The organism is Moraxella sp. CTOTU47618 (assembly GCF_032017425.1).
Lineage (GTDB): Bacteria > Pseudomonadota > Gammaproteobacteria > Pseudomonadales > Moraxellaceae > Faucicola > Faucicola tetraodonis.
Window position 1 is genome coordinate 41,881 of sequence record NZ_DALZPW010000003.1, and the last position, 24,703, is coordinate 66,583.

Genomic DNA, 24,703 nt, shown 5'->3' on the forward strand with positions numbered 1-24,703 from the left:
ATTTGATTTTATCAGTTTTAAATTCCAAAAACACTTTTAAATGCATTGAGTTATTATGTTTAATTTACATCCACAACTAGCAAAAGATACTTTTTTGGTGGGCGAATTTCCGTTATCTACTTGCCGCTTGATGAACGACTGTCAATTTCCTTGGTTGATTTTAATTCCGCGTGTACCCGGTATCAAAGAATTATACGAACTATCCGCCAGTGACCAAGCCCAGTTTTTACGTGAATCCAGCTGGCTATCAAGTCAGCTTGCCAAAACTTTTCAAGCCGACAAAATGAACATAGCCGCGCTTGGCAACCAAGTGCCGCAATTGCATTTTCATCATATCGTGCGCTACCAAAATGACATTGCTTGGCCCAATCCAGTATGGGGTAATCCAGCCATCCCTTATACCCCCGAAGTGCTGAGCCATATGCAGCAGACACTAATGATGGCACTACGGGGTCATCGTGATATGCCATTTGATTGGCAAATGAACGTCTAAAAAAAATTTTACCACGAGGCACGAGGTAGACAAACTAAATTGCGTGAATCCATTCAAGGTCTTTCGACCAATCTAAAAAGTCCGAAATTCATTGAACTGGCGGCATTTTTTATTTTATTGCTGACCTTAACCTCTCTTGATGTACCGCCTATTTATCATACGCTCAGTATTTTGCTGTTGGTAGCAGGCGTTATTGTCACTGCTTTGAGTGTTATCCGGCCCAATCACTATATTACTTCGGCAAGTGTATTAACCCTGATGGCGTTGGCAACGGGTATGTTGCAGTTTAACTATATCCCAAGCCTTGCGTTATGGTTGTTGATTTTAATTCGCTTGATTTTTTCAGATACCAAACACACTGTTTCGTTGGTATTATTAACCGTAGCAGTGGGTCTACTTAGTCTGATATCCGCGCATTTTTTATTACCAGCCATTAGTTTGTCCGCCAAGCAAGAAGATATTTTAAATTTTGTCATCGTATTTACCGATATCTTGATTGTTGGTTATCATATTTGTTCTTTGGTGATTCGCTTACGCCAAAAAAATCAAATGCTTGCGCAGCAACAAGCACGGATTGATACCTTGGTCAATGTAACCAATAAATTAACCCGTTTTTTGCCGCCCCAGATTTGGCAACCGATTGTCAAAAATAACACCAAGGTTGAAGTCATTAATCAACGTCGCAAGCTAACTATTTTGTTTTCGGATATTGTTGGCTTTACTGATTTGTCGGATCATATTAGCCCCGACCATTTAGCCAATATTTTAAATACTTACCTTGACCGTATGACCCAAGTGAGCCAAAAATATGGTGCGACCCTCGATAAGTTTTTGGGAGATGGGTTATTGTGCTATTTTGGTGATATGGGTGGTAATGACCGTGATAACGCGATTGCTTGTGCCAGTATGGCCATTGAGATGCGCCGTGAAATGGAAGTGCTGCGCCACCAATGGCGATTACTCGGTTTTGAAGGCCTGCACGTACGTATGGGTATCAATACAGGGTATTGTTATGTCGGTAATTTTGGCAGCCGCAATCGTATGACTTATACCGTGGTTGGAAAAGAAGCGAATTTTGCCTCTCGCCTTGAATCTGCCGCGCAAAACAATCAAATTTTAATCAGTGAAAGTACGTTTAATTTAATTGGTCATGTTCATCATTGCCAAGCCGTTGGTCAATTTAAATTTAAAGGCTTTCAAGATGCCATGAATGTATGGGAATTGCTTGAACCTAAAAGCGAATCCATGCAACAAACCGATTGGGTGGACTTTAGCTTGCCTGGGTTTAACCTGCATTTAAATTTTCATGATATTCGTAATTATGATAAAAATGATATTACTAATCAGCTAAAATCTGCATTGGCGCTTGTTGAAGAAAAGCAAAAATAATGATGTTGACGGTTTTGGCTCACCCATTTTTTTAACTCAGTTATATTCTTAGCTTAGCTATGTTTAACTATTTATAGACATTAAAAAGACAGACACTAAAAAAGCCGAAGCATCCAGCTTCGGCTTTTTTTATACTATTGAATTAGGCTTCAAACGAAGCCAGTGCTTGGTTAAATGTCGCACTTGGGCGCATCACTTGGCTTAGTTTTTGTTGGTCTGGTTGATAGTAACCACCAATATCCGCGCCTTGACCTTGAACATCATTTAATTCAGCAACGATTTTGTCTTCATTTTCTGACAATGCTTGAGCAAGCGGCGCAAACTTGGTTTTAAGCTCGCTATCTTCCTCTTGGTTTGCCAATTCTTCTGCCCAGTATTTGGCTAGATAATAATGGCTGCCACGGTTGTCGAGCTCACCGGTACGGCGTGATGGTGATTTGTCGTTATCCAACAATTTACCCGTTGCCAAGTCTAGGGTTTTTGCCAGTAATTTTATCCGTGGGTTATTTTCTTTAATCCCTAAGTCTTCTAAAGATACGGCAAGCGCCAGCATCTCACCGAGTGAATCCCAGCGCAAGTGGTTTTCTTCAACCAACTGCTCGACATGTTTCGGTGCTGAACCGCCTGCCCCTGTCTCATAAAGACCACCGCCTTCCATCAATGGGACGATTGATAGCATTTTGGCTGACGTGCCTAATTCTAAAATTGGGAACAAGTCAGTTAAGTAGTCACGCAAGATGTTACCTGTGACTGAGATGGTGTCCAAACCACGCGCCACACGCTCAAGGGTGTAACGCATCGCACGAACTTGAGACATAATTTGGATATCTAGACCTTCGGTATCATGCTCTTGTAAGTATTTTTTAACTTTCTTGATGAGCTCATTTTCATGTGGGCGGTATGGGTCAAGCCAGAAGATAGCTGGCATGCCTGAGTTACGTGCACGCGTCACTGCCAGTTTTACCCAGTCACGAATTGGCGCATCTTTGACTTGACACATACGCCAAATATCGCCTTCTTCAACATTTTGCGACATCAATACTTCGCCTGTCTCAATGTCAGTGATATTGGCAACACCTGCCTCTGGGATTTCAAAAGTTTTGTCGTGAGAGCCGTATTCTTCCGCTTTTTGCGCCATCAAACCTACGTTTGGTACGGTACCCATGGTCGCTGGGTCAAAGTTGCCATGCCATTTACAGAAGTTGATGACTTCTTGGTAAATACGGGCAAAGGTCGATTCTGGCATCACTGCTTTACAGTCGTAAGGCTTGCCATCGGCTGCCCACATTTTACCACCATTACGAATCATCGCTGGCATTGAGGCATCTACAATGACATCATTTGGCGAATAGAAGTTATCGATTCCCTTTGCTGAGTCCACCATCGCCAATGCGGGGCGATGTTCTTGACAGGCATGCAGGTCACGGACGATTTCTTCACGGATAGTGGTCGGTAGGGTTTCGATTTTTTCGTATAGTCCTGCCATACCATTGTTAACATTAATACCTAATTCGTCAAAGGTTTTGTTCCATTTTTCGAATGCATCTTTGTAGTACACTCTCACGCAGTGACCAAATACGATAGGATGTGACACCTTCATCATCGTGGCTTTGACGTGTAGAGAGAACAGGATTTTACCTTCGCGGCAATCTTCTAGCTCTTTTTCATAAAATTCGATTAAGGCTTTTTTGCTCATAAACATTGAGTCAATCACTTCACCGTCTTGTAGGGCAACTTCGGGTTTTAGCACCAAAGCTTTGCCACTGTTGGTGATGAGCTCCATTTTGACTTTACGCGCTTTATCAAGGGTCATTGATTTTTCGCCATGGTAAAAGTCACCTTCTTCCATGTGAGAGACGTGGGTTTTTGACCATTGTTTCCATTCACCCATTGAATGCGGGTGTTTTTTGGCATAGTTTTTTACGGCAGCGGGGGCACGGCGATCTGAGTTACCTTCACGTAATACGGGATTTACCGCAGAACCTAAACATTTACCATAACGGGCTTTGATGGCTTTTTCTTCGTCTGTGGTTGGGTTTTCTGGGTAATTAGGAATGTTGTAGCCTTTGGCTTGTAACTCTTCAATACATTCTTGTAGCTGAGCCACTGAGGCACTGATATTAGGCAGTTTGATGATATTGGTGTCTGGGTCTTGGGTCAACCGACCAAGCTCAGCAAGATTATCGGTCACTTGTTGTTCTGGGGTCAGGTAGTCGGAGAACTCTGCCAATACACGCGCGGCAACGGAAATATCGGTTTTAGTGATTTCAACGCCAGCAGGTTTGGTAAATGTTTCAATGATAGGAAGTAGTGAATAAGTCGCCAGTAGCGGTGCTTCGTCAGTTAAGGTATAGATAATATTTGACTTTCCACTAGCCATAGAGAACCTCTTTTATATGAATGTTAATTGAGACACTAGATGATGCATCTAGCAGCGTGAGAAATTTCACAGTAAGCATTACTAATTATGGGATAAAATGTGATTGACCATTTTAAACGCAAAGTATACGGTTACCGCATAATGAGTCAATAATGTATCTAGGAATACCTATATTTAGGAGAAAAATAATGCAGATACGATGTATCCCTATCGATTAAGACAATCCCTTTTGTTGCTCATAGTGTACCACAGTATCACAGTGTCGAATATATCCAATCACTGACAGACGCTATGGCAACATCCTCAAATGTATAAATTTTTGGCTTTAAAATTGCTTCGTTATTTTACCCCTGAGAAACAATAAGCTTACGCTACACGCCCTGTCATCTGGCCGTACGTACCAATTTTTCACTCACTTCTTTTTCAATTAGCGCCATCTTGTTATTATCTAAAGGTTGATGCTCGGTATTATAGCGCCAACTATCGGCAGAACGGGTCAGACTGGCAAACCATAATGCCTTAGTCTCAGCTGGCAGTTTAGTAAAAGCCAACTCACTAATCACATTACCTTCATCATCACTGAGCTGACAAGACGCTTGTTTCGCTTTGCTAAGCGCATAGCCATGATAAGATGACACGATCATCACCACATGAAATACTTGCGGGGGGAGCTTACTTAAAAAAAGCACCATACTTTCTTGATTGAGGTTGACATCATTGACCTTGGTGCTTTGATTGTTGTCAGGGTCTTCTTTGCGGTCATCGATAGCGCCTAATGGTTTTTTGCCCAATAATTCATCGCCTTGATGACGCACTGATTGCGCTTTATCACGGACATTTTTGAACCAAATGGTTTCGATTACCTCGCCATATCGGTTACAAAGTAAGCAGGATAAGTCTAGATCCATGGCTTGCGTGCGTTTTTTAAATTTATTGTAAAGCCCTGCTTTTGGCATCTGCGTGTGCTGCCATTGCACGGTAAAATACCACTGCTTGAGTACCACATCCATATGCTCAACGGCTATACCTGTCGCTGTTTTATCATCTTCAAGTTGATCGTCTTGGGTAATGGCTAACTGATGACTTTTTTGCAAAATCTTGTCATCAGTCATGGGGTTGATTTTTGGCACTTTGTGTAGCGAATGGTGCAGCGGTGAGGTGCTTGCCAATACCGCCTCATTGGGGTTTTTATCGGTCAAATTGGATGAGTTGACGGGCGCTTTCACTTCAACCGATGGTGCTGGCGTTGGGTCGGCAAACTGCGTCGAAATAATCTGGTACGTTTCTGTAGTAGTGCTGGGTGTCAGATTATCAGGCGATTTGACAGCGTTAACAATCGGCGAATCGTCCGTCAAATCACTGTATAAAATCGTGGTTTTTGGCTTACTAGGCTGCTGTGAGTTGGTGTCGGTGGCAGTGGATTCAAGGGTGTTATTATCAGTATGTTTCATAAAATTCTCGAAAAATCGGACAAAGTAGTTAGTTTACTTGGGCGTTTGTTAGTTATTCGCTTATTGTTTGGGCGGTGGGTTGTTGGTTTGGCGTTTGGGTTTCAAAGACGGCGATTGATAAAATCTCAGGCTCGATTTTTCGCAGTCCTTTACCAAAACCGCGTAGCCACCATACCAGTTGGGAGGTCATGTTCACTGTGGCTGTGATATGCAATCCTTCGTCGTCTTCCCAGCTTTGCTGATCAGTTGATAATGGGCTTTCAAGCAAACTTGCCCCCGATAACGGATGAAACAGTAACTGCACTTGCTGTATGGGGGGCTCGTGGTTGTTTTTTTCGCTCTCAGGCATGAGTTTTTGGAACAACGGATAATTAAACCCCATCGCGCCTGTGTTGATGTAATTGTCTAAATTAAAATCTTTCGGGGTTTGCGCGTCGCTTGCGCTCACTTCCGCACTTTCAAAACGGTGCAAAGCAAATTGGCGCACATCGTCAGACGCTCTGTCAGTTCGCGAGGCAATCAAGTAAATCACCACACCACGCTGCACAATGGCTAGCGGATTTAAGGTGTATTTTTGCGCTTCCTCTCGCCCGCGCGCTTTATAACAGGCGATGAGTTTTTTATTTTGAAACAATGCATCATAGACGGCGTCTTTGGCGGCTGGATTGACCGATGGCGGGATGAGCGGTTGATTGGCTGACAGGATACGCACTCTATCGAGCCAAGTGTTTACTACTTTGCTTTCTTTAAGTTGTCGATTCGCTAGGTCAAACCACGGAATCAATTCATCTAAAATAGCCGGGGGTAATAGCTGGGTCAAATTATGGCGCATCATACTAAACGCCACCGCTTGCGACAAATTCATGTGCGGCAAGCTTTGCATCGGTGCATCTTCTCGCCAGCGCCAACCTTGTGGATTGGTATTGTTTTTTTCAATCGGAAAACGCGTTGCCAAAGCGTTTAAATCTCGCTGAATGGTTCGCAAACTGATATCAAAACCCATTAAATCAAGCTGTTCTTTGATATGGGTTGTACCGAGCCAACGTTTGCGATCCAGTTGTGAGAGGATTTGCCATTGCCGAGCCGTCGTTGCGGTTGCATTGTTGGCAAGCGATTTACTCATGGCAATTCTCCATACGCAGGTAAAAGACAGATAGTTAAAAAAAAGCCAGTTAAAAGATATCTAGTTAAAAGCCAAACGGTTAAATAATAAATAATAGCTAGCTAAGCGCCAAAGCCTTATTCAAACTTTAAAAAATTAACACTAAAAATTAACACCTCGATACCTGCATAATTTATCAAAATTTGGGGCGGAATAGGTGATAAATTATATTAACATGTCATTTTATGTCGTTTATCATCTTTATTGGGTGTTATGGTTATCAGATTGTGTATGAATCACCAAAAAACTTGTCTAGAGGAGCACACCCTTTTTTACCCTTAACTGCAATTTAGTTTGTCCATTAAATAGATTTTTCTCCAGCTCATAGAGCAAATGCACTTTTGACACACTGCGATTGATAGCAGACAAAGCTATAGCGTCAAAATCAGCATTAAACCAAATCGCTTCGATAGTAAAAGGGACATCGGGATACGATAACCATAATTTTAAATGCCGCTCTTTTAACACACGATAATCTTGCACCACAAACACCCCATCAAATATCGGTGGCACAAAACCATGTCCCCAAATAGCCAACGTCTGTAAGCTATCTACAAAATCGACCGTGAATTCACCGGCTGTCAACTCGCCATCGCTATATAACGTCTCTGCAAACACCTCATCAGCCACCGCTGCAATTACCTCATCAAACGCTTTACAAAACAGCTCAAAGTTTTTTCGTTTGATTGTCAGACCTGCCGCCATCGCATGCCCGCCAAAGTGGCTAATAAGTTCGGGGTAGGTTTGCGCGACTGATTCGATGGCATCACGGATATGAATGCCTTCAATGGAGCGTGCAGAGCCTTTGATAGGATCGTCATCTTCAATCAACGCCGTATCAGCAGGGGCAAACACGATAGCGGGCACATGGTAGTTTTCTTTTAGCCTGCCTGCGACGATACCAATCACCCCTTGGTGCCACTCATCTTGATACAAAATAATACTGCGTTTGCGGTGCGTTACTTGATTTACAGTGCTTTGCTCAGATGGATTCTCAAGCGTACTTAATACACTATCGGCTTGTTGCCGCATGCCCTGCTCGACTTGGCGGCGCTCTTGATTGAGTTTATCGAGCTGATGCGCAAGCCGCTGTGCCTCCCCCCAATCATCGGTGAGCAAGCAGTCAATGCCAATCCGCATACTATCCATACGACCTGCGGCGTTGATACGGGGTCCTAGAATAAAACCAAAATCTTGAGCCGTGATGTCTGCTGCCTGTCGACTCGCCTGCTCCAACAATGCCAAAATACCCACACAGCAACGACCTTGCTTGATGGCTTGGATACCTTGGTGCACCAAGATGCGATTATTTTGGTCTAATACGCCCACGTCCACCACCGTGCCAAGTGCCACCAAATCAATATAGCGACTCACTTGGGTGGTGGATTTATTGGCTTGGCGTCTGACTTTGGCAAGGTTGCCTAGCACATAAAATGCCACCCCAACCCCTACCAATGATTTACTAGCAAAATCACAGCCCAGCTGATTGGGATTGACCACGGCATCGGCGTTTGGTGTCGCCTGCGTCGTCAGGTGGTGATCGGTAATAATCACCGTTAGCCCTTCGGCTTTGGCAAGTTCGACCCCCGCATGGCTAGAGATACCATTATCAACCGTGACAATGACATCAGGATGATAGGTTTCAATACCTAGCGCAACAATTTCTGGCGTCAGTCCATAACCGTACTTAAAACGATCAGGCACCAAAAACTCAACCTGCGCGCCCATTTCACGCAACACCCTTACCATCAGTGCAGTGCTGGTCGCGCCATCGCAGTCAAAATCACCCACAATCAGTATTTTTTGCTGCGTATCAATCGCCTTGTCAAGCAGCGCTACTGCCTTGGTAATGCCTGTAAGCGAATTTGCAGGTAACATCTTATTAAAGGAAGTGTCTAAATTTGCCACATCTTGCACGCCTCGCCCAGCCAAAACGCGTGCTAATGTCATCGATGTCTGCGCCAACGGCTGTAAATCACGGGGAATATCGTCAATATGGGTCGCAATAAAACGGGGAGTCACAGTCAACATAAACTTATCATGGTTGTCAAATAAAGTAGAGAGAACAAACTAGCATAATGAGAGTTAATAGGCAAAATTACAACAGCGAAACGGTGAAAAACATCCCATCAGCTTCCATAGTCCTTTGTACGTTTTGCATATCGTAATAATGCCACTACAAACCATTAGCATTTTTTTGCAAAAAGATGCTAATTCATACGTTTACTCTCAGTTATAATCAAACCAAAGAGTCATCACTTACCATTAATGAAACAGTATCAATGACCATTAATGAATAATCATCTCTTGTTGCAAGCGTTTTGCAATACTACCTTTACTATTGATAATTGAAATTTTTTAGAAGGAAAAATTATGTCAGCAGAAAATTCGACCAAAACCATCGACCCAAAACTTGATTTAGAAAAAATCAAACGCGAATGCGAGGCGATGATTAAAAGTAAAGCCAAAATATCGGCAGCAGCCGCGGTTGTCCCAGTGCCGCTGCTAGACGTTGCGGTGGATGCCACGCTTTTATCAAAATTGCTACCTGAAATCTCCGCTAAATTTGGTTTAATTGAACCCGTCCAAGCAGCGGTAGATTTGAACAACGGCGCACAAATCAACCAATTAAAAGATAAAGCAGTGGATTTTGCAGGGCTAGTGGTGACGCGCAGTATTGCTAAAAAAACTTTCCAAGGTTTTGGCAGCCGTATTATCGCCAAGCAAGTCACCAAATTTGTACCATTTGGCGGTCAATTAGTGGCAGGTACCATCGGTTATTTGATGTTTAAAAAAATTGCTGAAAATCACATCAATGAATGCTACCAAAAAGCTAAAAAATTACAGCAGCAAGCAAGCTAATTGTTGATATAAAGGCTTGTATTAAAACCCCTTTAGTTACTAAAGGGGTTTTTTATTGAAAAATCCTCAAGCTTTGATGAGCAATGACCAAGCAAAAGTAATAGCTTATGTAACGATATTTTTCTACAATGTATCTTTAAACTATTTTTTTGGGTCAAGTTATGCGTTATACCTGTCAGACATCACCACGTTTTATCAAAAAGCCATTTTTTAATATCCATCCAATCACGCAAAGCGTTTTGGTAATTATTGGCATGTCCATGACTGGTGTTAGCGCTCATGCAGCGGCTAGCGAAGCTGCTAATGGCGAAGCTGAAACGACTTTGCCGAGCCTTACTTTTACCACCACAGCAACCAAAACGCCGACGCTTGTCAAGAATACCATCGCCCAAACCACCGTGATTGATGAAGAACAATTACAACGTTATCGCGGTCAAAGCGTGATAGATGTACTTCGTGGACAAGGTGGCATATATGTTACTCAAAATGGTGGGGATGGTGCGAGCAGTGGTGTCAGATTGCGTGGTTACTCCAATAGTCAAGTCTTAGTATTAATCGATGGGATTCGTTACAGCTCTGCAACCGCAGGTGGAGCAGCATTATCGCTGTTACCAGTCGACCAAATCGATAGAATAGAAATAGTTTATGGTGCTTCTGGCTCAAGTCTTTATGGCTCAGATGCGATGGGCGGCGTGATTCAAGTCTTTACTAAAGGTCAAAACGCCCAACAGTCTAATGTCGCATTGACTGTTGGCGGCGGCACAGAAAACAGCTATAAAGGGCAAATTACAGGACAACTGGTTAATTCTGCAACGACTTTAAGCCTTTCTACGGGTTATGAAAAGACCAATGGCATTGACGCGACGAAACCTTACGCTCAGTTCGGCATACATCATGCTGACAAAGACGGTTTTGAGTCCAAAAACGCAAGTTTGGTCGCCAAGCATAAAGTCAATGACAATGTTGAAATTGGAGCAACAGGATTATTTGCAAAATCCACTACAGATATTGATAGTGGTTCAGAAGTGCCAAACGCGTATGCTGACCAAAAAAACGCGGCTGTCTCAGCTTTTGCCGATTATCAACAAGATAAACTGTCTGCAAATATTAAATATGGTCAAAGTTATGATAAATCTACCACGTATGATGGTGCAGATTGGCAAACAGGTCGCCTAGACGATGTAATCAATACGACTCAGAAACAAGTAACCATACAGCTTGGCTATCAGTTGCCACTCGGTAAGCTTATCGGTGGTTATGAGAATTTAAAACAAGAAGTTGATAGCTCTAATGATTATGACGTGACTCACCGCACTATCAACAGTGAGTTTTTGGGATATCAGCTCGCTCAAGATAAATATGATGTGCAATTAAATGTGCGTCACGATGATAACTCACAATTTGATAGCAAGACCACCTACAATGTGGGCGGTGCGTATCGTCTTAGCCCCAACACTCGCATTGGTGCATCATACGCAACCAATTTTCGTGCCCCCACATTCAACGATTTGTATTGGCCAGGCTCAGAAAATCCCAACTTAAAACCTGAAACCAGCAAAAATGCAGAAATCTTTATTGAAAACAGCAATCATCATCAACACACACGCGTAACAGCCTACCAATCTAAATTTACCGATAAATTAGCTTGGGTAACCACCGACCCACTTACTTATGCAGGTCAAATGCAAAATATAGATAAAGCGGATATTAACGGTATTTCGTTAACCAGTGACTGGCAGTTAAATAATACTTTATTTGGTCTAGGTTATGATTATCTAGATACTGAAGATAAAAAAACGGGCAAAGAATTAATTTATCAACCCAATAACAAAGGTATTGTTTACCTAGGCTATCAACAGCCAAAATATGACATTCGAACGGAGGTACAATACGTCGGAGAGCGTTATCGTGATGCCAACAATTCACAAACTCTAGACAGCTACACCTTGTTGAACCTGACTGGGAATTATTATGTCAGTCCCAACCTAACCATTAGCAGTCGTCTTAATAATCTCACAGATAAAGATTATGAGACCGTTTATGGCTACCGCCAAAAAGGCATTAATTCATTCGTCTCACTAACCTACCAATGGTTCTAAATTTTTATAGCTACAGTACATCAAAGGGCATAGATTTTATGCCCTTTTTTTATATGTCTTTTTTTAGCAATTAGGCTTTAACTTTTGCACTATTTTGGTTCAAAATATATCATACTATGATTAGCAGGTTGCTATAAATGAGTGATTTTTTAATATCAAATGACTGATTTGCTGCCCATCACTCTAATTATTTATCTGTTGTGAAAATAATCCAAAAATTATTCAATAGTTTGTTGGCATTTAAATTGCACTTTAACCATTGCTCAAATTTGTGGTAGTTATCCAATGACCCATCCTACTTTTTTACATAGCCTTGAATCCAACCAGACCCTGTTTGATGATATGTTCAACAACCTACTATCAGGGTTAATTGTCGCTGACAGCAACTACGAGTGCGTCTATATCAACGCGACGGCTGAGCAGATTTTGTCAGTTAGTCAGCAGCATTTACTTCATAAAAATGTTATCGATATTTTAACCCCCGCAAACTATGAAAAATTACTAACGCAAGCACCAGAGCAATCGCATACGGATGATGACCCGATAACCCATAAAAAAACCAAGGCACAGGTTAAATTGGCGCTGCAAAACCAATTTGAACATACTAAAAAAATGTACCAAGCATTCATCCATCATGATTGCACCATTTTGGGGCTAAGTACTCAAGGGATTGGTGCACCATTATTGGTCGATTATGGGGTTTCCCCGTTAGAAACCGCTGCGGGTTTTTTCTATTTGATCGAAATTTGGGCAAAAGATCGCGAAAGTCGTATTCAACAAGAACAATATCAAAATCACCAACATTTGATAACCCGCCAAATGATTCGCAGTATGGCACACGAGGTCAAAAACCCTTTAGCAGGCATCCTTGGGGCAAGCCAACTGCTTGAGAAGAATTTTAATCAAATCATGAAATCTGATGGGATTGTGCGCTATATTAACGACACCCAGGCGCAAAAGGTCGCCAATTATCTCAGTATCATCATGGATGAGACCAGACGACTCAACAACTTGGTGACCCAATTGCTGGGCGCGCCAAATTTGCCCAACTGGCAAGTAATCAACGTGCATGAGCCCCTGCAGCATGTGCTAACGTTGGCAGAAATACAAAACCCCAATATTAGTCTAGTCAGAGACTTTGATTTATCGTTGCCAGAAATCACCGCTGATAAAGACCAGCTTGTACAAGTATTTATGAATATCGTCAATAATGCGATACAAGCGCTCAATGAAAACGACATTGTGTCGCCTGTCATCACGGTAAAGACCCGTATTCAGCACCAACAAACCATTGGCGATATACGACATAAAAGCGTCTTGCGCGTTGATTTTATTGATAATGGCTTGGGCATTGATAGTGAGTTGTTACCGCAAATTTTTTATCCTTTGGTCACAGGACGCGCCAATGGTACAGGATTGGGACTGGCACTTGCTCATGACATTATTCAGCGCCATCAAGGGCAAATCAGTGTGACCTCTCAGCCAGGTGAAACCCTGTTTACGATTTTTTTACCTTGGCAAATTCGGCAAATAACCAAATGATAGTTTAAGCGTGGTACACCACAGCATCATGACTGATCGGCTATGAATTTTTAAATACTACAGTTTCCCATATAGGGTTTTTATATGACTTATACCAATAATAAAACGCCAACCACCGAGCCTATTGTTTGGGTCATCGATGACGACCAAGCGTTACGTATGATTTTAGAAGATACGCTGACAGATAGTGGGTTTCAAGTGCAAACCTTTGGCAATGCGCAATCGGCGTGGCGGCTGCTACAAGATAGTGGGCAAGACAGTCAACCGAAGAGTGACAATAGTGCCTCCTTACCAAGCATCATCGTCACCGATATTCGAATGCCGATGATGAATGGCTTGGACTTTAGCAGTAAAATCAAACAAGCCTTTGCACAAATTCCTGTCATCATTATGACCGCACATGCCGATGTGCAATCTGCGGTGGATAGCTATCAATCAGGCGCGTTTGATTACTTACCCAAGCCGTTTGAGTTGGATGATGCCATTGCCATGGTGAAAAAAGCTTGCCTGCAAAGCCAGGCAAACCAAACACAAAAGCGCAGTAAGTCTGAGAACTACAACGACTCTCTGATTCGTGATGCACAACAGCCGCCAACTGAACCCGTGGCAGCCGAGCCAGAAAAAACCACCACCAACCCATCGGGCATCATCGGGCAATCGATTGCCATGCAAAAAGTATTTCGTGCGATTGGTCGCTTGTCGCATATGCCGATGACAGTACTCATCACCGGCGAATCGGGTACGGGTAAAGAGCTGATTGCCAGTGCCTTACACGAACATTCGCCACGCAAATCCAAACCATTTATCGCGCTCAATATGGCGGCGATTCCGCATGATTTGATTGAAGCTGAACTATTTGGTCATGAAAAAGGCGCGTTTACGGGTGCGACTACCACGCGCCAAGGGCGTTTTGAGCAGGCGCATGGTGGCACTTTGTTTTTGGATGAAATCGGCGATATGCCTTTACCGACCCAGACGCGTTTGCTGCGCGTCTTAGCAAATGGTGAGTTTTACCGTGTCGGTGGTCTCAAACCCATTAAAGTCGATGTACGTATCATCGCAGCGACCCATCAAAACTTAGAAACCCTTGTGCAGCAAGGCAAGTTTCGTGAAGATTTGTTTTATCGGCTCAATGTCATTCGACTGGCGCTACCTTCCCTACGTGAGCGCCGCGAAGACATTCCGCTGTTAATCGATTTTTTTATGCAAAATATTGCCAAAAGCATGCATACCTCGACCAAAACTATCACGCCGTCTGCCATGCATATTTTGCAAAGCTATCCTTGGCAAGGTAACGTGCGTCAACTTGAAAATACCTGCCGCTGGCTCAGTGTGATGACAACAGGGCAAACCATTCAGCCCAGTGATTTGCCACCCGAGATTTTACAAGCGTTTGAATCGCAAGATAGTACGCCTATAACTACACGTGAGCCCAATACACATAAGACACATAACTATCAGCACGACACTCAGTTTGAGGCACCTGCTAGCAAACATCTGTCATCTTTGCCAGCTCGCAGTGACAGCCCCAGTGTTAATCTCAGTCCCCATTCGAGTGAGCTACCAACGCCTTTGCCTACTACGACGGTCGTACCGACCTTACCTGCACCACAAGCTGGCGCAACTGCAGATTGGATCACGCCACTGCAAGTCTGGGCACAGCAAGCACTGGCTGAAGGACAGTATGACATTTTGCAAACCGCTTATCCGATGTTTGAGAAATGTTTGCTCGAAGTGGCACTTGCCCATACTGCTCAGCATAAAGGACAAGCGGCTGACCTACTCGGTTGGGGGCGCAATACCGTGACCCGAAAATACCAGCAGTTGATTGAAGGCAGACCCGTTAAGCCATCATGATTGAGACAAGGTCAATTCACAAAGTACTGGTTATCATAAAAAATGGCTGTCAGTCGCTCGTTACTGACTTACAGCCACTATCACCTTCAAATCCACTCAACCATACCGAGCTTTGGTACGGGGTATGGCATTCAACTCACTCCCCGCCTACTGCCGTTGTCGTTAAACAATTACTACCTCACTTTAATGCAACCAATCTCGCCCATTTTGAGCAAGAAATTAACGCCCTTCATCATTGCCAAAGCCTAGCGATTGACAGCACCCATCATACAAGCGGTATTCCCACGCTGTATGCTTCAAACCTTCTACCCGATACCCTCATCTTTGACCAACAGCAGCCGCAGCAATCTGTTAGTCCGTGTCTAGTCATGTCGTATCATCCAGGGGAGACGTTAAAATCCTTGCTGTATGCGCATGCTAAATTGCCAATACTTAATCTTCCGCAAAAAATGACCATTTTTTTACATAGTTGCCAAGTGGTCAACCGTTTGCATCAATTTGGGCTGATGCATTTGGATCTCAAACCCGCCAACTTTATTGTAAAACCCAATCTTGAAGTGGTGTTAATTGATTTTGGTCTGAGTGATTTTAGTTTTAGTGATATTGGTCTTGGCAATGCTATGGGGAAAAATGCCTCACTGAACTGCAAAACTTACACCGCTGGTACACCCGCCTATATGAGTCCTGAGCAATTCACAGGACAGACTGTTGACAAGTTTAGCGACTACTATAGTTTGGGGGTGATATGGTACGAATTATTGATGGGATGTCTGCCTTTTATGGCAGATGATTATCCTGGTTGGGCAATCGCGCATCGCCAACAGCCCGTGCCTTTTTTATGCCCAAATCATCAGTTATCAGAATTTGCTTGCCAAGCTTGCCAGCCTTTTATTGACAAGCTGCTGGCAAAACGCGTGGAAAACCGTATTAGTAACTTGGCAGATATTATCAATGCGCTAAAAATTTTACTTAACCAATAAAAAAATGCGTTTTTTTTAAAAAACCTCTTGCCAAAGCGAAAATTTTCTATATAATAGCCAACCACAAAGACACTGATACAAATATTGAGTCAACACTTTGAGGCAACTCATGGGGCTGTGGCGAAATTGGTAGACGCACTGGATTTAGGTTCCAGCGCCGCGAGGTGTAAGAGTTCGAGTCTCTTCAGCCCCACCACTCAAATCGGTATTAGTTAAATTAACCTGCCTCTCGCAGGTTTTTTTATGCCTAAAATTCCTGTCTATCTTATCTCACCATTGCTTACTGCCTTACTGTTAGCCAGTATGTTGCTCACTGTGTTGCTAAAAATTTTTTAACTAATTGCCAACTAGCTACTTTTTAGCTTGCATCTAGTATTAACTGCCCCATCTCTATAGTTAGCTTGTTTATTGCTAACTATGTTAATTTTTCTACTGCCTTTTATAAGCCTATATTCCTATGAAAATTTTACAATCGCCCTATTATCAACCCCGAAAGCTGCTCAGCGCCTCCTCTGAGCCGCCCTATACCGTTCAACTCATTGAAGACAACCTCCAATACGCTAGCAAATATAACCCTTTTGAGTCGCTACTCGATGATATTTTCCCTGGGGTGCATGTTGGCAACCATGATATGGTGATTCGTAAAGAGCAGCTCAAAGATTTTGAACGTTGTACCGATTTTACCACCGTCGCCTATTCGCATAAAAATAATACATTGTATGAGCGTGAAGCTTGTTATTTTCATCCCAAATATGAAGTGTTCATGCTCACCAACGAAGATTTGTCCAATGACTATGACGAATACATCTTTGAATCAGGTCTGTTAAAAGTCGTCAGTATTTACTATATTTCGACCAATCCGCATTCGGCGGCGAGTGTCAAAAACGTGTTTGATGAATACTTGCAAAAGTATGTATCGCAAGAGGCTAAAGTATCGATTTTACTCAAAGAAGTCCATGGTTTTGTGTTTAAAACCCATCGCATAAAGCCATTTCCCATCAATTTAGATACCATGTATCACGAGGATTTTCTGCCCGTGCATCAGCATATCAAAGAGTCACTCAATTATGATGGTAAAGGCGTGGTACTGCTGCATGGCGTGGCGGGCTCAGGTAAAACTAACTATATCAAATGGCTAACCAGCCAAGTGCCTAATAAAAAATTCATCTTTGTGCCCACTACTATGATTGGGTATTTGACCAACCCTGAATTTATGTCACTATTGGTGGATAACAAAAACTCGGTATTAGTGCTTGAAGACTGTGAAAATTACATTGCCGAGCGTAGCATTGATAACGCCAATACCGATGTGGTATCAGCGATTTTGAACATTGCTGATGGTATGCTGTCGGATGTGTTGGAGTGCCAGTTTATCTGTACCTTTAACTCAGATATCTCAAAAATTGACCCTGCGCTGCTGCGTAAAGGTCGATTGATAGCTGAGTATAAATTCAAAGAACTGTCCGTTGAAAAATCCAACGCGTTTTTGGCATCCATTGATAAAGCTATCACCGTCAATAAACCGCACTCATTGGCAGAATTAACCAACATGGATCATCTGTCCTATCGAGAGAAACAAGCAGAAAAACCCAAATTTGGTTTTGTGTAATTATTAAGTCTAATTATTAATTATAATCATTAGCGATAGTCATTAAGTATAATCATTAAACATAATTAGCAGGCATAAAAAAAGGAGCTCGATTGGCTCCTTTTTTTATACTAGACATTACTAAACATTGTCAACTTGCTTTTCATCAATGGGCACAAGCTCAATCGCTGTTTTATCTGCATTCATACGAATCGAAACCGTGCCGCCATTCACCAAATCACCAAATAATATTTGCTCTGCCAATGGTTTTTTGATTTCATCTTGAATCAAGCGATTCATTGGGCGGGCACCCATGAGACGATCGTAACCTTTTTCTGCCAGATAATTTCTGACCGCATCATCAATTTCAAGCACCACTTTCTTGTCATCGAGCTGGGCTTGCAGCTCAACCAAGAATTTATCAACCACAGATACAATGACATTTTGATCCAATGGGTTAAATTGAATGATGGCATCCAAGCGATTGCGAAACTCTGGGGTAAACATCCGTTTCATCGCCTCACTATTGTCGCGGCTATGGTCTTGTTTGGTAAAGCCCATGCTGTTGCGACTGATGCTATCAGCGCCGACGTTGGTGGTCATAATCAGTATCACTTGTTTAAAGCTTGATGTGCGACCGTTATTGTCAGTGAGCGAGCCATGATCCATCACTTGGAGCAGCAAGTTAAATACGTCAGGGTGGGCTTTTTCAATCTCATCTAGCAATAGTACACAATGCGGGAATTGATTGATTTTTTCGGTCAATAAACCGCCCTGATCAAAGCCCACATAGCCTGGCGGTGCCCCAATCAAGCGTGACGCCGTATGTGCTTCCATATACTCAGACATATCAAAACGAACCAGTTCAATGCCTAACAAATTCGCTAACTGACGACTGACTTCCGTTTTACCGACACCGGTAGGACCGGCGAACATAAACGAACCAATCGGTTTATCATCTGGTTTTAAGCCTGCACGTGACAACTTGATGGCATCTGCCAAGTTTTTGATGGCTTCATCTTGACCAAACACCAGATGTTTTAGGTTGCTTTCAAGATTTTGCAGCACCGATTTGTCATCCGTTGAGACTGATTTTGGCGGGATGCGCGCAATTTTTGAGATAATATATTCAATTTGTGGGACATCAATCACCACCTCGCCATCTTGTTGTGCCGCGTCAATCACTTTATTATCGGCTTCGCTTAACATAGCTTCAGGTTCGACAACACCATCCGCTGCATGGCTAGCATCCAAATCATCGACAAGTGCGTCTTCATCCACCACAGGCTGATTTGATAGCTTGTCATTTGCTACGGCATCAACGGATTGATTGCTGTCCACACTAGATTCAACCTGATTTTCGGCTTGTTTTTGCAAGCGAACAAATGCACCCGCTTCATCAATCACATCAATCGCTTTGTCAGGCAAAAAGCGTTCGTGAATGTGTTTCACCGCCAGATGCACAGCACTTTGTAGCGCCTGGTCGGTATAGCTCACGTTATGGAATTTCTCATATTGTTTTTTCAGACCGCGTAGAATATCAATCGTTTCATTAATGGATGGTTCGTTGACATCAATTTTTTGGAAACGACGACTTAAGGCATGGTCTTTTTCAAACACTTGGCGGTATTCGGCAAAGGTGGTTGAGCCGATACAACGCAGCTCACCTGATGCCAACGCAGGTTTGATTAAATTTGACACATCCATATTGCTGCTCATCGATGAGCCTGCGCCAATAATCATATGGATTTCATCAATAAATAAAATCGCATTGGGTTTGGCTTTTAACGCATCTAATAGCGCTTTCATCCGTTTTTCAAAGTCGCCGCGATATTTTGTACCGGCAATCAGCGCACCAATATCTAAACTATATACCACACAACCTGATAATGGTTTTGGTGCTTTGTCATTGACAATCAACCATGCCAAGCCTTCAGCAATCGACGTTTTACCCACCCCTGGGTCACCCACCAGTAGTGGATTGTTTTTGCGGCGACGGCATAAAATCTGCGCGGTACGCTCGATTTCTGCTTGGCGACCAATTAACGGATCGGTGCCGCCCGTAGAGGCTTTTTGATTGAGATTAATGGTAAATTCAGTCAATGGGTCTTTATTGGCTTTTTCACCCGTTTCTTCGGTTTCAACACTGGTTAATTTGTCGCGCACTTTTTTGTCTTGACCATGCGATAGGTACTGGGTCAACTCAAGTCGCGTAACTCCTTGTTTTTTAAGCAAGTACACCGCATAGGTGTCATGCTCTGAGAACATAGACACTAGCAAATCTGAGCCTTCGACCAAACGGCTGCTGGCAACCGATTGCACATGAAAAATCGCACGCTGCAAGATACGATCAAAACTGCGCGTTGGTTGTGGCGAGTAATCTTCGTTGATATCGACCGTTGGGGTGTGTTCATCAATATACTGGGTCAAATCTTTGCCAAGCTGATCCACATTGACTGCACAAGCCACCAAGGCTTCTACCGCATTTTCATTCTCTAGCAGTGCCAATAGCAAATGCTCGACCGTTAAATATTCATGTGCACGTTGTTTTGCGAGTGTCACTACCAACCGCAACGTGCTTTGTAATTCTAAACTTAACATAAGATGTCCTTAATACTTGTCACCGACGGTTTTTGATTTTGCCCTACTTGAAAAAAACCATGCGCTTTAATTGGTTTGATGTGGTTATTGGTGTTGAGGGTTATGTGTATTGATGTTTTCTCAAGTTTCATTTGCCGTCACCTCAGCACCAAATATCCTGTTGATATCTGGCTAATAACGCTCAGTTCGGTTAAAAGGAAGTAAAAATGAAAGATGACAAAATGGGAAAAATCAAAATCATTACGTTTAATATAATGACATTGCTAATAAATTCAAGTGATAAAACGTAGTTAATGGCGGGTTTTAAAATGGCAAAAAATTCAATGATGAATAAAAAAATAGAAAGAAGGTGCTACCCAAAATAAAACGGGGTTAAATAGCAAACTACCCCTAACCTTGCGGCTCAATTTGACTCAATAACGGATAGCCTGCCTGACGCGCTTCACGGTTGACCGTTTGGGCTTTGGTTTCTGCGATGTCTTTAGGGTATATACCGGCAATCCCTTTGCCTTGGTGATGAATGGCAAGCATAATACTGATAGCGGAATCTAGCGAATGTTTAAAATGATTTTGCAAAACATCCACCACAAATTCCATCGGCGTATAGTCATCGTTATACATGACCACCGCATACATCTGTGGTTTTTTCAGTTCAGGGTCGGCCAATAGCACATCTTCGACGGGGTCGGTATTTGGCGCGCCTTCTATGTCTGTCAAACGGGCTGGCAATGAATTTGGTGATTGGCTAGGTGGCTGTTTAGGGGACTGTGTTGGCAACCATGCCGGTAGGTGCCAATCCATATTCGTGGTGGTTGGCTGTGACACAACTGATTGACGAGAAAAATTAAGCGTTTGAAGCATCATTAATTGAACATTTACCTAAGATTAGATTAAACATTGATTATACTACTACTTTGCAGTATTCGTTGCGGCAGGTTTTTGCGTATTGGCTGTGCTTGCCACTGGCGTGCTATCGGTCGAACTCACAGGTCGTTTATCCGCTTCAGGCGTTTCTTCAAGCGTATACGGCATGTTATCAATCGGTTGACCGAGTTGCCAATCATACACTTGCTCAGTTTTTTGGTTGCCGGCGGTTAATTCAAGTTTCACTTGTTTGGGTACAAAGTTTTTGGGCATCAAAAAACGCCCGCGAATTCTTGCAATCCCATGAATCGAATAACTATTGGGTTGCAATGGGACTTCGACCATATTAACTTCATCGAGCAAGGTCAATTTTGGAATCAGATTTTTTGGCTGATTTGACGGATCGACCATACCGACATCAAAGCGATATTCATAGGCGTTTTCTGGCAACGGTGCGATTTTTGCCCCGATGACTTGTAAACTCATACCGCCTTTTTTGGCAAGCGACGTGGTTAAGAATTGCTGACCTTGTTCAAGCTGTAAGTTGGTGACTTTTAGATCTTGAATATCGGTACGCAGTGCTGATAGGTTCGCCAAGCTGATATCACGCTCTTGCTGCGCGGTGGTTAATTGGCTTTGCAACGTATCAGATTTTAGCTTTAGTGATTTGATGTTTTCTGCTGAGATTTCAAGACCTGCGGCGGTTTTTTTCGCTTCTTCAGCCGCAAAGCTTAAGCCGCGATGATAACCAATGCGTTGACCTAACACCAGTGCAATGATGGCAACTAACAACAAGCTCACCCCAAACGCAATCAACCACCCCGACACCTTGTTGGGTTGGGTAATATAATTGCGTTGTACTTCTGGCAAAGATTGAGAAGAGTTATTATCTTCGGGCAAATCCATAGAGATACTCAAATTGAAAAACGATCAAAACATGGATAATCACAGTACTGATGATAGCTCAAAAAGGGTTGATGAATATGACATCCATTAAAGCGAATCCCATTATAAACAAAAATTATGATGAATTCAGCTAAATTTATTAACCGAAAAAATAATAAAGTTAGCCCATTTCATCATAGCGTCATATTTTTTTGGCTAAAGAAAATAAAGCAATGCTTGCTATGGCACTAATATTTCTAAATACGCTGACCATAAATAGCTTAAGAAAACCACTTATTAAAGAAATAACTTAAGGCACGACGGCAACCAACGCTAACCCCGTTTGCTCTGCAAGCCCAAACATCACGTTCATATTTTGCACAGCTTGTCCTGCCGCACCTTTGACCAAATTATCTTGTACCACCAAAATTGTCGCCATCGGGCTATTTTCTAATGTTTGCACCGCAATTCTTAAATAGTTGCTACCCCGTACACTACGGGTATCTGGGTACATCCCTTTTGGCATGACGTCTACAAAATATTCATTTTGATAGCTGGTTTCATACAAAGATTGTAAATCTAACGCTTGACCCGCCGCCGTCAACCGAACATGAATCGTGGTAAACATACCGCGAATCATGGGTACTAAATGGGGTACAAAGCGGATATCATGCGGCTGAAAGCGTTTGCTTTGACCCAATATTTGGTCAATCCCTTGAGTAATCTCTGGAGCGTGACGATGACCTGCCACGCCATAGGCGCTAAAACTATCCGATGTCTCGCTAAATAACAAATTCATTTTGGCTTGGCGACCTGCACCTGAGACGCCTGATTTGGCATCAATAATAATCCAAGGCTCAATCAATGCCTGCTGCTGGCTGTTTTGGGCGTCGATTAGTGGTTTTAATCCCAAAATCGCCGTGGTGGGATAACAACCTGGGTTGCCAATGACCTTGGCTTTGGCAATGGCATCACGATTGACTTCGGGTAACCCATACACAGCTTCTTTTAAAATATCGGGGCAAGTATGTTCAAGTTTATACCAAGTTTCAAAATCTTGTAGCGACTGCAAACGAAAATCTGCCGCCAAATCGATGACTTTAGTGCCATTTTCGGTTAAAAATTTGGCATGCTTCATGGCAACGCCGTGGGGCGTAGCAAAGAATACCACATCACATGCTGCTAATTTTTTTTCATCCAAATCCGAAAACGTTAAATCGGTCACGCCCCGCAAACTTGGAAACATATCATCGACGCGTCTGCCCGCTTCTGAGCGCGATGTCAGCATCGTCACTTGTGCCTGTGGATGACGACTCAATAGTCGAATTAGCTCTACGCCAGTGTAGCCTGTGCCACCGACAATACCTACTTTGATCATGGTCGTCTCCTGATGTTGGTATTAAAGTTTATATTCATGCACCGCATCAATAAAAGCTTTGGCATGGTCAGGATTAACCCATTGGTTAATACCGTGACCTAAGTTTGCTATATAGCCTGTTTTATCACCGAGGCTGTAGGCGTCCTGTAGCATCAAATGCGTCTGCTGGCGAATATGCTCAGGCGATGCAAATAATGTCGCGGGGTCAAGATTACCTTGCAGCGCGATGCCTGTATGCAGCTTTTTGTGCAATTTGGTCAATGCTTTTTGCTGTTCAAAGACGATGCTGCGGGCTCTATCTAGTGGCATCGTCCAATCAAGTCCTAGCGCATCCGCGCCACTATGGCATTGGGTATCTAACCACAATCCGCCACCTTTGGTAAACAATACCACAGGTACCTCTGGGTATGTTGCTTTGATCGCCGCCACAATTTTAGTGTTGTAATGGTGCGAGAATTCAACAAATTGGCGATGCGCCAATGCCCCACCCCAACTATCAAAAATTTGTACTAACTGCGCCCCCGCTGCTATCTGCGCTAGCAAATAATCAATCACAGCATCAGTGATTTTAGCGAGCAGCGCATGCAAGGTGTCAGGTTCGCCATACAACATGGCTTTGGCATAGCGGTATTCTTTAGAACTACCGCCTTCAATCATATAGGTCGCTAGCGTCCACGGACTACCTGAGAAGCCAAATAATGGCGCACGACCTGCCAGCGCATGACGAATACTGGTCACCGCTTTCATCACATAGTCGAGTGCATCTGCCATCGCGACGGTTGGCAAGGCTTCGACCTCTGCCATGCTTCTGACAGTTTTGTGAAATTTTGGACCTTCCCCTGCCTCAAAATACAGACCCAAACCGAGCGCATCAGGAATGGTTAAAATATCACTAAACAAAATCGCCGCATCCAACTCAAAACGGCGAAATGGCTGAATGGTGACTTCCGTCGCCAAATCGGTATTTTTACAAAGCGATAGAAAGTCGCCGGCTTGGGCACGGGTTTGTTTATACTCAGGCAAATACCGACCGGCTTGTCGCATCATCCACACAGGGGTCACATCCACAGGTTCAAAACGCATGGCTCTTAAAATGCGGTCATTTTTTAACGTCGGAAAATTATGGGTCATGTCATTGCCTTTAAAAATAATCTTAGGTAAAAATAATCTTG

At 43.0% G+C, this 24,703-nt stretch carries 17 protein-coding genes and 1 tRNA gene; 9 read left to right on the forward strand and 9 right to left on the reverse strand.

Annotated features, from left to right (window positions below; translation table 11 throughout):
- The first annotated feature begins 55 nt into the window (after positions 1–55).
- Both RTS09_RS03850 and RTS09_RS03855 read left to right on the forward strand, forming a co-directional pair.
- Positions 56–493, forward strand: a complete 438-nt coding sequence (locus RTS09_RS03850; protein WP_036601311.1) for an HIT domain-containing protein — start codon at positions 56–58, stop codon at positions 491–493.
- 39 nt (positions 494–532) lie between these two features.
- Entirely contained in the window at positions 533–1,882 is a 1,350-nt protein-coding gene (locus tag RTS09_RS03855; protein WP_312534455.1) for an adenylate/guanylate cyclase domain-containing protein, read from the forward strand.
- Between the two features lie 142 nt (positions 1,883–2,024).
- Here RTS09_RS03855 and RTS09_RS03860 read toward each other — a convergent pair whose 3' ends face one another.
- The 4 genes from RTS09_RS03860 to recJ form a co-directional block, all read right to left on the reverse strand.
- Positions 2,025–4,262 carry an NADP-dependent isocitrate dehydrogenase gene (locus RTS09_RS03860; protein ID WP_312534458.1) on the reverse strand — a complete coding sequence of 746 codons (2,238 nt, stop codon included), beginning with the start codon at positions 4,260–4,262 and terminating at the stop codon, positions 2,025–2,027.
- 383 nt (positions 4,263–4,645) lie between these two features.
- Positions 4,646–5,713, reverse strand: coding sequence for a TerD family protein (locus RTS09_RS03865; protein ID WP_312534461.1), 1,068 nt, complete (start codon positions 5,711–5,713; stop codon positions 4,646–4,648).
- A 52-nt stretch (positions 5,714–5,765) separates the two neighbouring features.
- The gene (locus RTS09_RS03870) at positions 5,766–6,836 is read right to left on the reverse strand and encodes a helix-turn-helix transcriptional regulator (RefSeq protein ID WP_309596043.1); all 1,071 of its coding nucleotides are present in this window, start codon (positions 6,834–6,836) and stop codon (positions 5,766–5,768) included.
- 291 nt (positions 6,837–7,127) lie between these two features.
- Complete coding sequence (gene recJ / locus RTS09_RS03875) at positions 7,128–8,906, reverse strand: single-stranded-DNA-specific exonuclease RecJ (protein ID WP_312534465.1); 1,779 nt, start codon at positions 8,904–8,906, stop codon at positions 7,128–7,130.
- A gap of 342 nt (positions 8,907–9,248) precedes the next feature.
- Here recJ and RTS09_RS03880 point away from each other — a divergent pair, with 342 nt between their 5' ends.
- The 7 genes from RTS09_RS03880 (at position 9,249) to RTS09_RS03910 (ending at position 17,824) form a co-directional block, all read left to right on the forward strand.
- Complete coding sequence (locus RTS09_RS03880) at positions 9,249–9,737, forward strand: hypothetical protein (RefSeq protein ID WP_312534468.1); 489 nt, start codon at positions 9,249–9,251, stop codon at positions 9,735–9,737.
- A gap of 260 nt (positions 9,738–9,997) precedes the next feature.
- Positions 9,998–11,836, forward strand: a complete 1,839-nt coding sequence (locus tag RTS09_RS03885) for a TonB-dependent receptor domain-containing protein (RefSeq protein ID WP_312534471.1) — start codon at positions 9,998–10,000, stop codon at positions 11,834–11,836.
- A gap of 285 nt (positions 11,837–12,121) precedes the next feature.
- Complete coding sequence (locus tag RTS09_RS03890; RefSeq protein ID WP_312534474.1) at positions 12,122–13,378, forward strand: two-component system sensor histidine kinase NtrB; 1,257 nt, start codon at positions 12,122–12,124, stop codon at positions 13,376–13,378.
- 84 nt (positions 13,379–13,462) lie between these two features.
- Positions 13,463–15,235 (forward strand): sigma 54-interacting transcriptional regulator, encoded by a 1,773-nt coding sequence (locus RTS09_RS03895; protein WP_312534476.1) that lies wholly within the window; start codon positions 13,463–13,465, stop codon positions 15,233–15,235.
- Complete coding sequence (locus RTS09_RS03900) at positions 15,232–16,215, forward strand: serine/threonine-protein kinase (RefSeq protein ID WP_312534478.1); 984 nt, start codon at positions 15,232–15,234, stop codon at positions 16,213–16,215. Before RTS09_RS03895 ends, RTS09_RS03900 begins: the two co-directional genes overlap by 4 nt.
- A gap of 111 nt (positions 16,216–16,326) precedes the next feature.
- Positions 16,327–16,411, forward strand: a tRNA-Leu gene (locus tag RTS09_RS03905).
- A gap of 261 nt (positions 16,412–16,672) precedes the next feature.
- Complete coding sequence (locus RTS09_RS03910) at positions 16,673–17,824, forward strand: AAA family ATPase (protein ID WP_312534480.1); 1,152 nt, start codon at positions 16,673–16,675, stop codon at positions 17,822–17,824.
- A gap of 120 nt (positions 17,825–17,944) precedes the next feature.
- Here the strand turns inward: RTS09_RS03910 and clpA are convergent, their stop codons facing one another.
- From clpA to hemE, 5 genes are all read right to left on the reverse strand, one after another.
- Complete coding sequence (clpA, locus tag RTS09_RS03915) at positions 17,945–20,404, reverse strand: ATP-dependent Clp protease ATP-binding subunit ClpA (protein WP_312534483.1); 2,460 nt, start codon at positions 20,402–20,404, stop codon at positions 17,945–17,947.
- Positions 20,405–20,794: 390 nt separating this feature from the next.
- Positions 20,795–21,268, reverse strand: a complete 474-nt coding sequence (locus RTS09_RS03920) for an ATP-dependent Clp protease adaptor ClpS (protein ID WP_282841901.1) — start codon at positions 21,266–21,268, stop codon at positions 20,795–20,797.
- Positions 21,269–21,313: 45 nt separating this feature from the next.
- Positions 21,314–22,174 (reverse strand): hypothetical protein, encoded by an 861-nt coding sequence (locus RTS09_RS03925; protein WP_312534487.1) that lies wholly within the window; start codon positions 22,172–22,174, stop codon positions 21,314–21,316.
- 289 nt (positions 22,175–22,463) lie between these two features.
- Positions 22,464–23,531, reverse strand: coding sequence for an N-acetyl-gamma-glutamyl-phosphate reductase (argC, locus tag RTS09_RS03930; RefSeq protein WP_282849779.1), 1,068 nt, complete (start codon positions 23,529–23,531; stop codon positions 22,464–22,466).
- Between the two features lie 21 nt (positions 23,532–23,552).
- Complete coding sequence (gene hemE, locus RTS09_RS03935; protein WP_312534491.1) at positions 23,553–24,662, reverse strand: uroporphyrinogen decarboxylase; 1,110 nt, start codon at positions 24,660–24,662, stop codon at positions 23,553–23,555.
- Between the last annotated feature and the right edge of the window lie 41 nt (positions 24,663–24,703).

What these genes read in the sequence shown, in the direction of transcription:
- RTS09_RS03850 (WP_036601311.1), top strand. Translation starts at nt 56, where the DNA reads ATGTTTAATTTACATCCACAACTAGCAAAAGATACTTTTTTGGTGGGC.
- RTS09_RS03860 (WP_312534458.1), bottom strand. Translation starts at nt 4,262, where the DNA reads ATGGCTAGTGGAAAGTCAAATATTATCTATACCTTAACTGACGAAGCA.
- RTS09_RS03865 (WP_312534461.1), bottom strand. Translation starts at nt 5,713, where the DNA reads ATGAAACATACTGATAATAACACCCTTGAATCCACTGCCACCGACACC.
- RTS09_RS03870 (WP_309596043.1), bottom strand. Translation starts at nt 6,836, where the DNA reads ATGAGTAAATCGCTTGCCAACAATGCAACCGCAACGACGGCTCGGCAA.
- recJ (WP_312534465.1), bottom strand. Translation starts at nt 8,906, where the DNA reads ATGTTGACTGTGACTCCCCGTTTTATTGCGACCCATATTGACGATATT.
- RTS09_RS03880 (WP_312534468.1), top strand. Translation starts at nt 9,249, where the DNA reads ATGTCAGCAGAAAATTCGACCAAAACCATCGACCCAAAACTTGATTTA.
- RTS09_RS03885 (WP_312534471.1), top strand. Translation starts at nt 9,998, where the DNA reads ATGACTGGTGTTAGCGCTCATGCAGCGGCTAGCGAAGCTGCTAATGGC.
- RTS09_RS03890 (WP_312534474.1), top strand. Translation starts at nt 12,122, where the DNA reads ATGACCCATCCTACTTTTTTACATAGCCTTGAATCCAACCAGACCCTG.
- RTS09_RS03895 (WP_312534476.1), top strand. Translation starts at nt 13,463, where the DNA reads ATGACTTATACCAATAATAAAACGCCAACCACCGAGCCTATTGTTTGG.
- RTS09_RS03900 (WP_312534478.1), top strand. Translation starts at nt 15,232, where the DNA reads ATGATTGAGACAAGGTCAATTCACAAAGTACTGGTTATCATAAAAAAT.
- RTS09_RS03910 (WP_312534480.1), top strand. Translation starts at nt 16,673, where the DNA reads ATGAAAATTTTACAATCGCCCTATTATCAACCCCGAAAGCTGCTCAGC.
- clpA (WP_312534483.1), bottom strand. Translation starts at nt 20,404, where the DNA reads ATGTTAAGTTTAGAATTACAAAGCACGTTGCGGTTGGTAGTGACACTC.
- RTS09_RS03920 (WP_282841901.1), bottom strand. Translation starts at nt 21,268, where the DNA reads ATGATGCTTCAAACGCTTAATTTTTCTCGTCAATCAGTTGTGTCACAG.
- RTS09_RS03925 (WP_312534487.1), bottom strand. Translation starts at nt 22,174, where the DNA reads ATGGATTTGCCCGAAGATAATAACTCTTCTCAATCTTTGCCAGAAGTA.
- argC (WP_282849779.1), bottom strand. Translation starts at nt 23,531, where the DNA reads ATGATCAAAGTAGGTATTGTCGGTGGCACAGGCTACACTGGCGTAGAG.
- hemE (WP_312534491.1), bottom strand. Translation starts at nt 24,662, where the DNA reads ATGACCCATAATTTTCCGACGTTAAAAAATGACCGCATTTTAAGAGCC.